This window comes from Aquabacterium sp. (assembly GCF_036273115.1).
GTDB lineage: Bacteria > Pseudomonadota > Gammaproteobacteria > Burkholderiales > Burkholderiaceae_C > Aquabacterium.
Genome location: NZ_DASUIN010000034.1, coordinates 101802 through 117077, shown reverse-complemented (window position 1 = coordinate 117077; position 15276 = coordinate 101802). Strand labels below are relative to the sequence as shown.

The 15276-nt window shown below is 60.0% G+C and carries 12 protein-coding genes; 7 read left to right on the top strand and 5 right to left on the bottom strand.

The window, feature by feature from the left end:
- On the top strand, positions 1 to 766 hold a 766-nt coding region (ilvC, locus tag VFW72_RS15905), incomplete at its 5' end, for a ketol-acid reductoisomerase (RefSeq protein ID WP_329675265.1).
- A gap of 98 nt (positions 767 to 864) precedes the next feature.
- On the opposite strand, the gene VFW72_RS15900 is transcribed toward ilvC, so the two are convergent.
- Positions 865 to 1902 (bottom strand): CYTH domain-containing protein, encoded by a 1038-nt coding sequence (locus VFW72_RS15900; protein WP_329675264.1) that lies wholly within the window; start codon positions 1900 to 1902, stop codon positions 865 to 867.
- A gap of 75 nt (positions 1903 to 1977) precedes the next feature.
- Here VFW72_RS15900 and VFW72_RS15895 point away from each other — a divergent pair, with 75 nt between their 5' ends.
- From VFW72_RS15895 to panC, 5 genes are all read left to right on the top strand, one after another.
- A complete protein-coding gene (locus tag VFW72_RS15895) occupies positions 1978 to 2178 on the top strand; it encodes a DUF3460 family protein (protein WP_329675263.1) in 201 nt (66 codons plus the stop codon).
- Between the two features lie 127 nt (positions 2179 to 2305).
- Positions 2306 to 3043 carry a segregation and condensation protein A gene (locus VFW72_RS15890; protein ID WP_414638821.1) on the top strand — a complete coding sequence of 246 codons (738 nt, stop codon included), beginning with the start codon at positions 2306 to 2308 and terminating at the stop codon, positions 3041 to 3043.
- Between the two features lie 132 nt (positions 3044 to 3175).
- A complete protein-coding gene (locus VFW72_RS15885) occupies positions 3176 to 4051 on the top strand; it encodes a cupin-like domain-containing protein (protein ID WP_329675262.1) in 876 nt (291 codons plus the stop codon).
- A gap of 86 nt (positions 4052 to 4137) precedes the next feature.
- Positions 4138 to 4968: a 3-methyl-2-oxobutanoate hydroxymethyltransferase gene (gene panB / locus VFW72_RS15880; protein WP_329675261.1), complete on the top strand. Its 831-nt coding sequence runs from the start codon at positions 4138 to 4140 to the stop codon at positions 4966 to 4968.
- Positions 4969 to 4984: 16 nt separating this feature from the next.
- Positions 4985 to 5869, top strand: coding sequence for a pantoate--beta-alanine ligase (panC, locus tag VFW72_RS15875; RefSeq protein WP_329675260.1), 885 nt, complete (start codon positions 4985 to 4987; stop codon positions 5867 to 5869).
- 28 nt (positions 5870 to 5897) lie between these two features.
- On the opposite strand, the gene VFW72_RS15870 is transcribed toward panC, so the two are convergent.
- Together VFW72_RS15870 and VFW72_RS15865 are read right to left on the bottom strand one after the other, a co-directional pair.
- Positions 5898 to 7964: an ATP-dependent DNA helicase gene (locus VFW72_RS15870; RefSeq protein ID WP_414638820.1), complete on the bottom strand. Its 2067-nt coding sequence runs from the start codon at positions 7962 to 7964 to the stop codon at positions 5898 to 5900.
- Between the two features lie 33 nt (positions 7965 to 7997).
- Complete coding sequence (locus VFW72_RS15865) at positions 7998 to 10691, bottom strand: zinc-dependent metalloprotease (RefSeq protein ID WP_329675258.1); 2694 nt, start codon at positions 10689 to 10691, stop codon at positions 7998 to 8000.
- 205 nt (positions 10692 to 10896) lie between these two features.
- On the opposite strand from VFW72_RS15865, the gene VFW72_RS15860 reads away from it, so the two are divergent.
- A complete protein-coding gene (locus VFW72_RS15860) occupies positions 10897 to 11751 on the top strand; it encodes a DUF1571 domain-containing protein (RefSeq protein WP_329675257.1) in 855 nt (284 codons plus the stop codon).
- Positions 11752 to 11873: 122 nt separating this feature from the next.
- On the opposite strand, the gene VFW72_RS15855 is transcribed toward VFW72_RS15860, so the two are convergent.
- Both VFW72_RS15855 and VFW72_RS15850 read right to left on the bottom strand, forming a co-directional pair.
- Complete coding sequence (locus tag VFW72_RS15855) at positions 11874 to 14039, bottom strand: TRAP transporter large permease subunit (protein ID WP_329675256.1); 2166 nt, start codon at positions 14037 to 14039, stop codon at positions 11874 to 11876.
- Positions 14040 to 14145: 106 nt separating this feature from the next.
- Entirely contained in the window at positions 14146 to 15198 is a 1053-nt protein-coding gene (locus VFW72_RS15850; protein WP_329675255.1) for a putative solute-binding protein, read from the bottom strand.
- Between the last annotated feature and the right edge of the window lie 78 nt (positions 15199 to 15276).

The window sequence follows — 15276 nt, the reverse complement described above, 5'->3', positions numbered from 1 at the left end:
CATCCCCGACGTTTACAACAAAGAAGTTGCCCCGAATATCAAGGCTGGTGCTGCACTGGCTTTCGCGCACGGTTTCAACGTGCATTACAACCAGGTTGTGCCGCGCGCCGACCTCGACGTGATCATGGTCGCCCCCAAGGGCCCGGGCCACACCGTGCGCTCCGAATACCTCAAGGGCGGCGGCGTTCCGTCCCTGATCGCCGTGTTCCAGGACAAGACCGGCAAGGCCAAGGACATCGCACTGTCCTACGCTGCTGCCAACGGCGGCACCAAGGGTGGCGTGATCGAGACCAACTTCCGCGAAGAAACCGAAACCGACCTGTTCGGCGAACAAGCCGTTCTGTGCGGTGGCGCTGTGGAACTGGTCAAGATGGGCTTCGAAACGCTGGTGGAAGCTGGTTACGCTCCTGAAATGGCTTACTTCGAGTGCCTGCACGAGCTGAAGCTGATCGTCGACCTGATGTACGAAGGCGGCATCGCCAACATGAACTACTCCATCTCGAACAACGCCGAGTATGGTGAGTACGTGACCGGTACCGAAGTGATCAACGAGAAGTCGCGCGAAGCCATGCGCAACGCTCTGAAGCGCATCCAGACTGGCGAATACGCCAAGATGTTCATTCTGGAAGGCCGTACCAACTATCCAAGCATGACCGCTCGTCGTCGTCTGAACGCTGCTCACCCCATCGAGACCGTCGGTGCCGAGCTGCGCGCCATGATGCCTTGGATCGCCAAGAACAAGCTGGTTGACCAGTCGAAGAACTGATCTGGAGCCGGTGTAAGCCGGCGTCATGTCAGCAAAAGCCGCCCAGGTGCAAGCCGGGCGGCTTTTTTATTGCCTTGGCGCTCAGTGCCGCGTTGAGCTCAGGGAGCTTCGGTGGCGTCGGCTTTCAGGCTGAGCGCGATCAAGTCGATGCAGATCGACGAGGCCAGGTGCGAGCGAGCCAGTGGCAGGCATTGGGGGGCGGTCCTCTGTCTGCCTTGTTGAAACAGATGCCAGGCGCGTTGACGCAATCCCTGTTGCTCTGCGACGTTGCGCAACAAAAAGGTCAGCCGGCGCAAGCCCACCAGCCACGCATGCTGCCACGGCCGTTTGTCGAACTCGCCGGGATGGCTGGGAGCAGCCAGCTCGCTCATGTTGAAGCAGATTTGTGTGGTCACGGCATGCAGCGCGGCGGCCCAGGTCGGGGCTTTGGAGCGAGGTCGGGCTGGCTTGGTGGGCGCGAAGGTGTTGGTGGCGGCCTGTCGGGCCAGTTGGTCGCCTCGGTGGGCTTTCGTTTGAACATCCAGCCACAGACCGAATCGTTCGCTCCAGTCACGGCCGCAGGCGAGCACGGCTTCCGGCTTGCCGCTGACCAGCTCGACTTCGAGCTCTTGAACGCGCAGGCTTTGTGATCCGGCATGAATGCTGCCAAGGTCGACAGCCAACTCGACCCATCCCAGGCTGTGGCCATCAGGGCCCATGACCTGCAGTTCAGCCCGATGGCGCAGCATGTCGGTTCGATACAGTTGAATCAGACCGCAGTGGCGGCCTTGTGGATCACTTTCAGGTTGCCAACCCAGGTCGCGTTGTAAGGCGATGCGTGCATCGCCGTGGTGGCGCGACAAATCGGGCTCAATGACGTCGCCAGGGCGTGGCGGTGTTGCCGCGACGTTGTCTTCCAGGCGGATCATCGGGTTGGCTGCAGCCGCTTTGAGCGTTTGAACCCATTCGTCGTCTTCCTGCCTGACGCGCAAGGCGGCATGGGCGCGTGCGAGCTTGCGGCTCTGGGTGTCGAAATAAGCCGCTTGCAGGCGTTGAACCGGGGGACGGTCGGGCAGGTGATTCAGGGCCGATAGCACGGTTTCCAGAGATGAATCTGGAATCTGAAATTTGAGCTCGATTTCTTGCATAAATATCATTGTCCGCCTCATCGGGCTGGCGCGCATGATTCAGACCGATAAAATGGCAGGCTTAACTGTTTTCTGGTGCCTGCCATGCCTCTTTTCTGGAAGCCCTACAAGTCTGACGTTACCCAGTTCATTGACAGCCTCAAGCAGCGTGATCCGCAACTCGAGGAGCGCCAGCGTCAGGGTCGCGCTTTGCTGTGGGACAAGCCCATTGATCGCCAGGCTCAGCAAGAGTACGCTGAAGCCCGTGTGGCTCAGAACGCCTACGTGTATCAGACCAAAGGCTGAGCCTTTCTGAGCTGTGTCGATCGAACCGACTTCCGTCCAGGCATCCGCCCCGTTGGACGAGCAGGGTGTGCCCGAGCTCGTTGACAACGTGGCGGTGGCGCGGCTGTATGGTGAGCCTTTGTTCGCCATGCCGCAGGATCTCTACATCCCGCCTGACGCCTTGGAAGTCTTTCTGGAGACCTTTGAAGGGCCTCTGGATCTGTTGCTGTATCTGATTCGCAAGCAGAACTTCAACATTCTCGATATTCCGCTGGCCGATGTGACCCGGCAATATCTGAACTATGTGGACCAGATCCGCAAGCGCAACCTGGAGTTGGCCTCCGAGTACCTGCTGATGGCAGCGATGCTCATCGAGATCAAATCCCGCATGCTGTTGCCGCCCAAGAAAACCGAAGAGGGCGAGGAAGCGGAAGACCCACGTGCCGAACTGGTCCGTCGCCTGATCGAGTACGAGCAAATGAAGCTGGCGGCGGCCAAGCTGGATCAGGTGCCATTGTTGGGGCGCGATTTCCTGCGTGTGCAGGTCCACAACGACCCGACCGTGCGTGTACGTCACCCGGATGTCAGCCTGGATGACTTGCGTGATGCCTGGCGAGACATCCTGCAGCGCGCGAAGCTGCATACCCACCACCATATTTCTCGTGAAGAACTGTCGGTGCGTGAGCACATGGGCATTGTTCTGCGTACCTTGCAAGGCAAGCGCTTCGTCGAGTTTGAAGACCTCTTTGACGTGACCCGTGGCGCCCCGGTCATGGTCGTGACCTTCATTGCCATGCTGGAGCTGGCCAAGGAGCGTCTGCTGGAGATCACGCAGGCCGAGGCGTTCGCGCCCATTTACGTCCGTCTGGCCTATCAACCAGCCTGATCCACCCTGTTTGAGGGGGTGCCTCATCCATCTGGTCGACACGTGACTTATTCACTGTGGCCAACTCATACGGCTGACTAACATCCGCTCATGCCCCGCATTGGTGCGGGCTTGCGCCCAAGGATGTTGTTGATGTTGAAGTGCCTGGTTGATGATGCCCCGTTCGAACTCCATGATCGGTTGGCTTACAAATTCCGGCATCAGTTGCTCGATCAGCCGGTCTTGACGCTGGAGAGTCTTTGCAAGTTCATTCCCAGCTTGCCTGAAAAGCACGTGTTCTATTCCAAGGGGCTGCTTAGAACGCAAGACAACTTCGATCGCGCGCCCAAGGACCATCCCAATGGCCTGTCGATCGAGGACACCATCGAGAACATGCGCACCTCGAACTCGTACATCATGGTTCGAGAGCCCGAGATCAGCCCTGAGTTCAAGGACATCCACGCGGCATTGATCGATGACATCCGAGAGGTGATTGGCCGCCGCGGCTGGGGGAGCAGGGTACTCAACCCGATGCTGTTCCTGTTTGTGTCGTCACCCAACAGCGTGACCCCGTTCCACATTGATCGGGCATCCAATTTTTTGCTTCAAATTCGAGGCAGCAAAACGGTCACGGTGTTTCCGCCTTGGGATGAACGCGTGGTGACGCAAGAAGAGAGCGAACGTCGTCTGGCATACGAGGGCAATCCGGCTTGGAAACCTGAACATGCCGCCCTGGGGCATGACTTCCATTTTGAGCCTGGCGAGGCCATTCACATTCCGTTCCTGGCGGGGCACCATGTGAAGAATGGGCCTGACGATGTCTCCATTTCGTTGTCCATTTTCTTCAACCATCAAGAGTCGGCGCATCGTTTGCGCGCCTTGATGTTCAACCACCACATGCGTGGGCCACTTGGCCGCTTGGGCATGGCTCCCGCGCCGGTGGCGGCCAATGATTTCAGGGACCAGCTCAAATCTCAAACTTACCGAGCCAGCAGTTGGCTGTTCAAGGGGCTGCAGAAACAGGCGTGAGTCCCTCTTTGCGTCAGTGGGATCGCGCTTGGGCTGGCGCAGTGGCTTGATGGGCCTAGAATCGCCGCACTGAGAGGATCACACCGATGAGCGCTTCTGCTGTAGCCAACCCTGCCCGCAAGCCCGTGACCCTGCATCGCCTCCGGGAGATGCATGCGCAGGGCGAGAAGATCACCATGCTGACCAGCTACGACGCAACGTTTGCGCGGCTGTCGGATGAATGTGGCGTGGACTGTTTGCTTGTGGGAGATTCACTGGGCATGCTGGTGCAAGGTGCATCCAGTACCGTGCCAGTGACGTTGGAGCAAATGGTCTATCACACCCGTTGTGTGGCCCAAGGCAATCGAACCGCCTGGGTGGTGGGTGACCTGCCCTTTGGCAGCTACCAGGAAGGCAAGGAACAAGCCCTGCGCTCCAGCGTGGCCCTGATGCAGGCTGGAGCCCACATGGTCAAGCTGGAAGGCGGAGGCTGGACCGCTGAAACGGTTCACTTCCTGACCGAACGCGGTATTCCTGTTTGCGCCCACCTGGGCCTGACCCCTCAGAGTGTGCACGCGCTGGGCGGCTATCGCATTCAAGGCCGCGACGAGGCTGGCGCGGAAACCATGCGTCGTCATGCCCGTGAACTCGCGCAAGCCGGCGCAGCCATGATGGTGCTGGAGTTGATGCCCTCTGCGGTGGCGGCTCAGGTTCAAGCGGACAACCCCGGCATGATGACGATTGGGATTGGTGCCGGTTCGACCACAGCAGGTCAAGTGCTGGTCTTGCACGACATGCTGAACGTCACCCGAGGCAAGCTACCCCGCTTTGTACGCAACTTCATGGCCGAGGGTGGTTCCATTGAAGATGCCATTCGTCGTTATGTGGCGTCCGTCAAGGACGGCAGCTTCCCAGACGAGACCCTTCACGCCTACTGATTCCGCTTTTTAACGCATGCGCATCATTCACAGTATTTCCGAGCTGCGTGCGGCTTTGGCCGCCCGCCAGCACGCGCCCGCTTTTGTGCCCACCATGGGTAACCTGCACGAGGGCCATCTGGACCTGATTCGTCGCGCCAAGGCGCACGTGTCAGGTACCGACAGCCCCGTGGTGGCGTCCATCTTCGTCAACCGCCTGCAATTCGGGCCGAACGAAGATTTCGATCGCTACCCCCGCACGCTGGAGCGCGATGCGCAGCTGCTCGAAGGCGCTGGCTGCGACATCTTGTTTGCGCCAGACGAGGCCGAGCTGTACCCCGAGCCGCAGGGCTACAAGGTGGTGCCGCCGGATACTTTGGCCAATTTGCTGGAAGGCGAGTTCCGTCCAGGCTTCTTCACCGGTGTGTGCACAGTGGTGCACAAGCTCTTCAACATCGTGGGGCCTCGCGTGGCCTTCTTTGGCAAGAAGGACTACCAGCAGCTCATGATCATCCGCACCATGGTGCGGCAGATGGCCTTGCCCATCGAGATCATCGCGGGCGAGACCACGCGCTCTGCAGAAGGCCTGGCGCTGTCTTCTCGCAATGGATACCTGAGTGACGCCGAGCGGGCTGAGGCTTTGGCTTTGATTCGAGGCCTCAAAGCCATCCAGTCGACAGTGCATGACCTGCGTGCCAGCGGACAAACCCAGATCGATGCGGCGGCGTGGTTGGCTCAAAGCGAGTCCAGCGCCATGGCGGTACTGGCCGAGCGCGGCTGGAAGCCGGACTACATGACTTTGCGTCGCCAGTTCGATCTGTTGCCTCCGACTGCCGAGCAACTGTTGGGTCAAGAGCCGCTGGTGGCTTTGGTCGCAGCCAAGCTGGGCCACACCCGTCTGATCGACAACCTGGAAATCTGACCCTCGCCTGCGCGCCGGGGCGCTTGCTTCACAACGTGCGAAGGAAGTCGACCACGTCGGCTTCCACTCGGGTGCGCTTCATGGGGGGCAGGCTTTGCCAGATGCGGCGTCCATAGGGGCGATCAATCAGGCGCGTGTCGCCAATCATCAGCACCCCTCGGTCGGTTTCACTGCGAATCAGTCGACCAGCGCCTTGCTTCAACGCAATGATGGCCTGGGGAACCTGGTGTTCCATGAATGGGTTGCCACCATTTTTCTCAAGCAATTCGAGGCGTTTGGCCAGCACGGGATCGTCAGGCGGCGCAAAGGGCAGCTTGTCGATCACGACCAGGGTCAGGGCATCGCCTTTGACGTCGATGCCTTCCCAGAAGCTGTGACTGCCCACCAGGACGGCGTTGCCCGCTCGGCGGAAGTCTTCCAGCAAGGTGGGGCGGGGCGCATCGCCTTGCTGCAAGATGGGATAAGGCCAGTCGCGTTCCTTGGCGATTTGCTTGAGCCGTTCGGTGGCCTTGCCCACGGCACGCAAGCTAGTACACAGCACAAAGGCACGGCCTCGGTTGGCTTCAATCAATGGCAAGGCCGCATCCACCACCGCTTGTGTGTGATCGGGGTGGTTGGGCGCAGGCAAGTGCTGAGGCACATACAGCATGGCCTGCGAGGGGTAGTCGTAAGGGCTGGCCCAGGATGCGCAGGTGGCGTCTTCCAGCCCCAGCCCTTCTGTGAAGTGGCTGAAGTTGTTTTTCACGGCCAGGGTGGCCGAGGTGAAAATCCATGCGCGCTGGGGTGGGGCAGGCCGATGTGAGTCCGGATCGGCCTCGGTCGCCCCGTGTGACGAGGCCGCGTTCTCTTCACCGACATGTTCGCTGGCGTCGCCCAAGCGCTGGCGCCTGAACACGTCGGCGACAGAGATGGGTGTGCGATGCAATTGAATGCCGTGGGTGCTCACATCGACCCAGCACAACTCGGGTTCATTGCTGCGCTCCGGGGCGCCCCAGGCGATCAGGTTCTGACGCAAGGCCTGGGCTCTTCTGTGTAGTTGCTTGAGTTCGGGGCTGCGCTCGGCTTGGGTTTCCAGTACCTCGTCGACTTCATACAAGGCATCGCGCAAGCGTTCCATCGTGGCGTAGAGCGGGTGGTCTGCTCCCAGTTGGGCGTGTGACAGCCTCTGCGTCTGGCCGCCAAAGCTCAGGCGTAAATCACGGGTCGCTCGATCCAGTGGGGCCAGCAAATCGGGCCAATGGGCCGCATCGCGCGCTTGAGCCATGCCGGTGGCCAAGGCGTCTCGCAAGAAGTCCAGCAGCTGAGCTGATGACAGCGTGTCGCCAAAAAACAGTGTGGCAGTGTCAGGCAACTGATGGGCTTCGTCGAAGATGATGGTCTGCGCGGTGGGGAGCAACTCCGGTACCCCTTCCTCACGCAGCATCAGGTCGGCAAAAAACAGGTGGTGGTTCACGACGACCACATCCGCATCTTGTGCTTCGCGACGTGCTTTCATGACGAAGCAGTCGTTGTAACGCTGGCACTCGCTGCCGAGACAGTTTTCCCGTGTCGATGTGACCCGAGCCCAGATGCTGGCATGTTCGGGCACAGACGGGCATTCCGCCTTGTCGCCGGTCTGGCTGAGGTGAATGAAGCGGTTGATCAGGCTGAGGTCCTTCACCTCCTGGCGGCTGGCCAGCAAGGTGGCGTCCTGATTGGTGCGGTCGAGGTGGTGCCAGCACAGGTAGTTGCTGCGGCCCTTGAGCAAAGCCGTCTTGACGGGCACAGCCAGGGCATCGCGCACGGCGGGCAGATCTCGGTGGTAGAGCTGGTCTTGCAGGGCCTTGGTGCCCGTTGAGATGATGACCTTGCCCCCTTCCAGAAGCGAGGGCACCAGATAGGCCGCGGTTTTGCCTACGCCGGTGCCTGCCTCGAGCACCACGGTCTTCGACTCGCGAATGGCTTCGAGGATGGCTTGCGACATTTCGATCTGTTCGATGCGCACACAGTAGCCCTCGAAGGCACGAGCCAGGGGGCCAGAGGCGGAGAACAGTTGAGGCAAATCCATGAGTGACGGTGCGAGAGACAGGGCTCTATTGTCTCCTCGATCACCCATCGGGCTGAGCGCTCCGATGGGTGATGCACCCCCTCAGGGGGTGGCGCGGATCACACTGGCTTGCAGTGCGCGTTCCAGTGTCTCGAGGCAGTCGGCCCGGTGGGCTTCCCACGCAGCTTGTTCGGCTGCCGATGCGGACGCATGGCGAAGCGGCTGCTTGAGTGTGCGCACAGTGGCTTTGGCTTGCTCGCGAATGGTGGCGCGCGTGTCGGCCCGTACCGTGGCGGCGCGCAGCAAGATCACGGAGAGCCGATTCACGTATTCGCGCTGCAGATTGCGCTGCCAGGCGGCCTGGTCAGCCCCCACGTTCTTTGCCGACCAGATGGCCTGGTGTACGCGCTGGTGCAGTTCGCGGGCGTCCAGTCCATTCTTCTCGCGGTCGCGAACCTTGTCGAGGTTGTCGCTCAAGCGGTCGGCCAGCCCTTCGCTCATCAGGAAGGCCAGTACCTCGCGCTGACGTTGGAGCATCTGGTCTGCCACAGAGAAGTCGGTGGCCACGGCGCCAGCGGCATCCTCCTGGCTGGCATCTGCTCGCTCGAGATAGTCAGGGGCAAGACGTCGTTGCAGCGAAGCGGGGATGACGATGGCGTCTGTTGACAGGTAGGACTGAATCAACAAGTCCAAGGCCTTGCGTTGATGCGCGGCAGGCAACGGCTCCAGCAGATCGCGTTTGCTCAGGGGGCCATCCCGGCGTGTGATCAAACCGCCGACCTGACGTTGCAGGATCCCGGCAGTACGGCCGAGCTCCCGCAAAGCGTAGGCCACGCTGCGGCGCAAATCGGCGGGCGATTCGTCTGCAGCGAGCTGACGTCGTGCCTGGGTATCGAGGTGAGACTTCACGATCGCCATGCGGGTCTGGGCGAAGGCGATGGGGTCTCGCCCCAAGTCGAAGGTCAGGCTCTCCGGGTCGAGGCCGAATGCAGAATCTTCGTCAGACCCAAAGGCCAGATCCCAGGCATGGGCTGGATCGTCGCTGCGCTGGGCCAACTCTCGAAGCGCTTGCTCGCCTTCCTTGCCTTCTGCCACAGGCTTGTAGCCGTATTCAATGGCCCAGTAGTCATACGGCCCCAAGGTCGTCTGGAATGGGGCTCCAGCCTTTTGTCCGGGCAAGGCCAGGTTGATCGGGGCATAGTCCATGACCGAGGCACTGTTGCCGTATTTCTCGGTCAACTCCAGGTCATTCAGCTCAGCATTGGTGCGCCAGCGCGAGGCTCGGAAGTTGTGGCGCAGGCCCAGTGTGTGGCCCACCTCGTGCATGGTGGTGTCTTTCAAATAGGCCAGCACGAATGCTTCGACTTCCGGGCTGTCCGGGGCCAAGCCAGCATGGACAGCCTGCAGATCCAGTGCGAAGTCGAGTTGCTCGGCACCGCGAGCACCATGCTCACATTGATCGAGCTTGGCGCTGTTGTCACCACCATCATCCATGAACTGGCTGCGAATGGCACGAATGCCTCGTGTCGACAGACTCTCCAGTGCGATGTTGGCGTCCAGAATTTCTCCCGACCGTGGGTCGACGTGGGTGGGGCCAATGGCGCCAAAGCGTGGCTGCGCATTGGTCATCCAGCGAATGGCAGCATGGCCTGTGGCCAAGGTGTCAAAAGGCTGGTCGGCGGGAGCCTCCTTGGCCTCGATGGCATTGATGAAACCAATTGCCTCAAAGGCCTTGTTCCACTCAAGTACGCCGGCTTTGATCGCGCCGCGGTAGGCCACAGGGATGCTGGGGTCCAGCCAGAAGGTGATGGGCTTGACTGGCTCTGACTTGGCTGCGCCAGGGTCTTTCTTCTCTAACGGCCAACGGTTGATGAAGCGCTTGCGAGGGCTGCGAGACAGATCATTGCTGAAATCGGCAATGGTGGTGGTGAAGTAGCCCACACGTTGATCGGCCGGCCGTGGCACCATGGCTTTGGCTGGCAGAGGGGTCAGGCTGTAATGCACCGTCACAAACAGGCTGCGAGGGTCTGGCACCGATACCGGGTAGCTTGGCGCAGGGCCAGGCGCGCCGGTGGGTTGTGCCAGATTGGCGGTGCCAAAGTGATGTTGAACCTCTAGAAACAAGCCGTCTTTTTCAGGGCGTGTTTCAGTCAAGCTGGAGTTCTTTGCGTCAAAGGCATAGGCCTGCCGGTAGGTGCGCTGCAACTGTGGGGCCAGGCCCAACAGATCGGTGATGAACAGGGCCTGAGAATCAACCAGCACTGCGCCAGACTTGGCGTGGGCTGCAGTCAGAATGGGCGCACTGCTCAGCAAGCTGGGCGAAAACGCCGCGTCCACGGCGCGCGCAGCGGGGGTGCCAGCCTGAGCGGTGAATGCCGCGTTCACCGCGACCATCTGGATTTGCTGTTGGACCTTGCGGAATTCCACCCACTGAGGGCGGCCCATTTGAGCCCAACGGCTTTGCATCAAACCGCCAAAAAAACCCGCTTCACCCAAGCCCGTGGCCAACTTGGGGGAGAGGAACATTGGCTTGCCCAACATCTCGGGCGCAATTTCGAAAAGAACCTTGTCCTGTTTCTTCCAGATCGGGATCAGGCCATCTTGCCGGTCGGCGCCCTTGGTGACCTGATCGAAGGCTGGAAGGCTGGACGGCGCTTGTGCGCTAGCCGGCGCACTGGCCGCAGCGGTGGCCGGGCCAAGTGCCGCTGCGGGGGGCGAGCCTGTGTTGCCGACGTTTGCCGGGGAACCTGGAGGGGCCTGTCGGGTCGTACCGCAGCCGCTCAGAAAGAAGACCAAGGCCGTTGCCAGAGCGGTACTTTTTGGGGTAAGCCCTGATCTAGGGTGAGCGCTTCCCTCTTGTTCGGGGGGATAGTTCGGTACGAAAGTCATCCACAATTCAGAAAAATGGCGCATGCGGCTGACCATACCATCAGTCGAAGCTGTGCCTGATACAGAAGTTAAATAAGGAGTGCAGATGTCCCGGGTTGTGTCCAGACGACGCATGAACGTTCTGGCAATGGCGTTTGCTGCGGCAGGTTTTTTGTCTGCTGTGCCCAACTCGGCGCTCGCGCAAAAAGGGCCTCTGAGTTTTGAGTCGACCGCGCCTGAAGACCAGGCGCGTGAACTGGCTCAATGGTTCAAGACGGAAAAGCTGCTCGGTTTGCCCGATGACATGCTGGTATGGTTCTTCAAGAACATGTCCGTCAGCACGTACGCTGCTTTCCTGAAACTCAGTGCTCAGTTGTATCGAGAAGCTGAATTCTGGGTGCGACGCCAGGAGCGCCTTCCCCAGGGCTGGACCGAGCAGCCCTTTGTCAATTACATCAAGTACCGACATCAACCCCGGCAGGTGTATGTCAGTTGGCTGGAGGGGGGGCCTGAGGCTGGCGCAGAGGTCATCTACGACGAGACCGTCGATAAAGACCGTGTTTATGGCCACGCTGGTGGTTTGCTGGGCATTCAGCCGTTTTGGCTATCACTTAACAGTTCCCTGGCCAAAATCAGCTCGAACCATTCATTGCGCGATCTCGGGCCACCATATCTCGCCGAGAAATTTGCGGCGGACACCGATCGCTGGCTGAAGTCCGGCGGTTCTGGGCGGCCTTCGCGGGTGGAGGTGGTGCCGGAAGCAGGACGTCGCATGATCCAGGTGACATGGGAGCGGCCGGGTGGTCGCCCTGCCTACTACGGTAAGAAGGTTCGGCTCGGGTTTGATCTGCGCAAGGTCTATGTTCGAACCATCGAGACTTGGGATGACGACGGCAAACTGCGTGAACGCATGATCATCGACAACGCCCTGGCCCGAAGCCTGGCCGATAACGAATTCCGGCCATCCAATCCCGAATACAAGTTCTGATTCCGCCGCAGCACGAGTCGCAACAGGCGCCAGGAGCCGCGGTCCTTGTCTGGCTGCTTCAGATAAAAAAACGGCGAGTGCCTCGAAAGGCCTCGCCGTTTTTCATGGCAGCTGATCAGCGGTCAGTTTGCGTGCACTGGCGTAAACCAATCGGCAATGAACTGCAGCGACGGGTAGTCGTGAACCGCGAGCGGGCCGAACGAGACCACGACCAGACCGATCGTCATCACCACCAAAGGCAAGATCCAACGCTCGTAGCGACGGTAGAAGCCTTGGTTGGCGACTTCCTTGTCCGCCAGCTCGACTTCGTCTTCGCCGATGACCTGACGGGTCAGGATCTGGTTGATGGCCACGGGAGGCAGCAGGTAGCCCAGTTCGAACGCCACCAGCACCATCATCCAGAAGTGCAGGGGCTCAATGCCGTTGTTGTAGGCGATCGGAGCCAGAGTGCCCGACACCAGAACCACGGCGCCGAACGGATCCATGATCATGCCCAGCAACACCTTGGTGACCACCAGGAACGCCATGGCAGTCCAGTGGCTGTCAAACACCTTCGGTGCGTAGCTCATGACTTCCGAGCGTTCGATCACGCCGCCCATGGCCAGAGACAGGGTCATCAGGCTCAACAGGGCACCAATGTGGCCGATGGTTTCGTTGGTTGCATAGCGGATCGACTTCTCCACGCCCACTTGACGGTGGCTGGCGTAGTCGGGTGTCAGTTCAGCTTTGCCCTTGTTGGTGAACTTGTCGAACACCAGGATGATCAGCAGCATGACCGGCATGATGGTCGGCGCCGTGATTTCGTTGAGCTTGGTGTCGAGCAGGTACTCATACAGGGCAACCACGATCACCACGACGGCCACGTAGGGCAGAGTGGGAATCATTTGTCGCAGCATCGCGGGGATGGCCACGCCGAAGGCCTCGATGTTCGACTTTTCCTTGCGCAGCATTTGCGAGGCCAGGAAGAACAGCGTGGACGTCAGCAGGAACACATAGAAGCCCCAGTGATACAGGCCATTGGTGGTCACCTGCTTGTTCAGTGCCGCGATCAGCACCACCAGCAAGCACGGGCGCAGCACCACGCCCAGCGAACCCGACATGGCCGTGGCAGCCAGTGCGAACTGACGTGAGCCACCCGATGCGCGGACCTCGTGATAAATGATGCCGCCAGCGGCGATCACGAAGATACCGGATGCGCCGGTGTACGCCGTGGCCACGGCAGCAGCCAACAAGATGATGTAGGTCAGCAACTGAGGCGACAGGCTCCACGGGCGCAGCACGTCCATGAACAAGTCAACCACACGGCTTTGCTTGAGCAGCATGCCTGACCAGATGAACAGGCCCAGGTTCATGAAGATGCTGGGCAGTTCCATCAACTGGTTGATGTAGATGGCCAGACCTGCATGGTGACCCTTGTAGAGGAAGTACAGACCAGCCACGGTACCCATCTGGGCATACAGCGGCATGGACAGCAGGGCCGAGCCCCAGGTGCCGGAGCCATTGGGCGACTTGACCGGCATGATCGTGCGCTTGAGGTTGATCAGCAGCAAGATGGCGAACAAGCCCATCCAGATGTAGTGCAGCAGCGGGTGTTCAATCGGCACGCCTGACGCTTGCAGAATCTGGTAGTAGCGAACGGTGGAAAACAGCAGCAGAGCCGAGGCCACGGTCTGACTGGCGGACTGCACGAAGTAGTCCTTGGTGTAATGGCCTGGGCGAATGCCGATGTGGTGGAAGCCCAGTGTGGTGGTGATGGCAGCAATGGCCACCATCAACAACAGAATCAGTGGGCGGTTGTCCGTGCCGACCTGGAACAAGCCAAAGAAGCTGGTCTCGATCGTGCGGTAGATCTTGACCTGAGTGGTCTGATGTTGAACCACGCGTTCATACAGCCCCATCTTCATCTGGCAGATGGACTTGGCCTGCTCGACGGAGCGACGGATGACGGCGGGATCAGCTGCAGCTGGCTCGGCGTCACCAAACAGGTTGTCAATGTCGTCGCCGCCACCCGCCGATTTCGGGCCAGACAGCTGTTTTTGCACTTCGGCTTCGATGTTGGGGTTGGGGTCGCAGTCAGGTTTGACTGGATCAGCCCGCAACATGAAGTATTGAACTTGCGCCGCGGGGTCGCCAAACATGGACTCGCCCAGCTTGAGCAACTGGCCGTGAACCATCTCGCCTGTGCCGATGATCAGGGTCAACAACAGCAATGCGAACACGGGAAGGCTGGAGAACCATTCAAGAAGGGTTCGCCCGAGGAACTGACGGGAGGTGGATGCGGTGGTCATGATGGCGAGGTGACTTGGCTCGAACAACTGAGCCGTCAATCAAGAGGGGGCCGCAGCCCCCTCATTTCGGATGCCAGGTTGGGGCGAGAGCCCCACATGGACAGGCTTATTTCCAGTCTTCTTCAGACTTGGTTGCGCATTCCGGATCAGCCGGGTTGACGCTGCAGCGGATCTTCTTGATCACTTTCAAGCCGCGCTTGTCGTACAGACCTTGCTGCGCGATGTCGATACGAGATTCGCGCAACATGAGGGTGTACTTGTACGAGTTTTCCGAGCTCAGCTCGATCCAGGTGCTGGGAGGAATGCTGGCGTCGGCTTGCTTGATCAACTGCATGGCGCGGTCGAACTGGCCTGCCCAGTATTCACGCGACTTGCCACCGAAACCTTCGGGGAACTTGGTCTTGTTGAGCATGACCTGATAGGTCAGGATCAGCATGGGGAAGCGCACGATGCCACCGTTCTTGCCGATGCCCTTGTGCAGCTCCAATGGCTTGTAGGCCATGGATGGCGCACCGACCATGTCCACCGAGCCGTTGTTGAACTTGGTCGCGAAGTTGGTGATGTCGGCCGACACGGGCTGTGCGCCAATGCGCTGGATCATCACGGCCTGGGCTTTGTCGTAGTCGAACGCGGCAATGCGCTTGCCAGCCAAGGCTTCCACCGTGTTGAACTTGCGGTCATTCACGACAGGGTAGGCCGCGCCCAGAGGCACGATGCCACCCACTTCGTAGTTGCCTTCGACCATCAGTTTTCCGGCTTGGGGTGCACTGTAGGTCTGGATGACGCGGCGAACCACGTCATAGCTGGCGGGCATGTCAATCTTGCCGTCGCGAACGATGGTGGTAGCACCCAGCGTGTCGATGGAGCCAGCAACGATGTTGAACTGACGGGTCCGGAAGGCCGTGGCGATCACGGCATCGCACTGGCCAGTGCGGAAGTCTTCGGTGGCCACGCGCTCATCGGTGTAGCCCTTGAGGTCGAGCGAAACACCTTGCTTTTGCATGGCCAGCGCATAGTCCTTGGCCATGTTGTAGATGTCGCCAGAAGTTCCCAGCAGATCGTAGACGCAAATTTTCTGGCCGGCCTGGACTTGGGTAGTGGCACCCAAGATTGCCAGGGCCACGGCGCCGGTCTTGCCGACAGACTGAACCAATTTCATGAATGCTCCTCGGTGCCAATGGAGGCGATTTTTTTGCCTCTGCTTTTCATCCTGCGCTGGCATCTGAACACGCGTGTG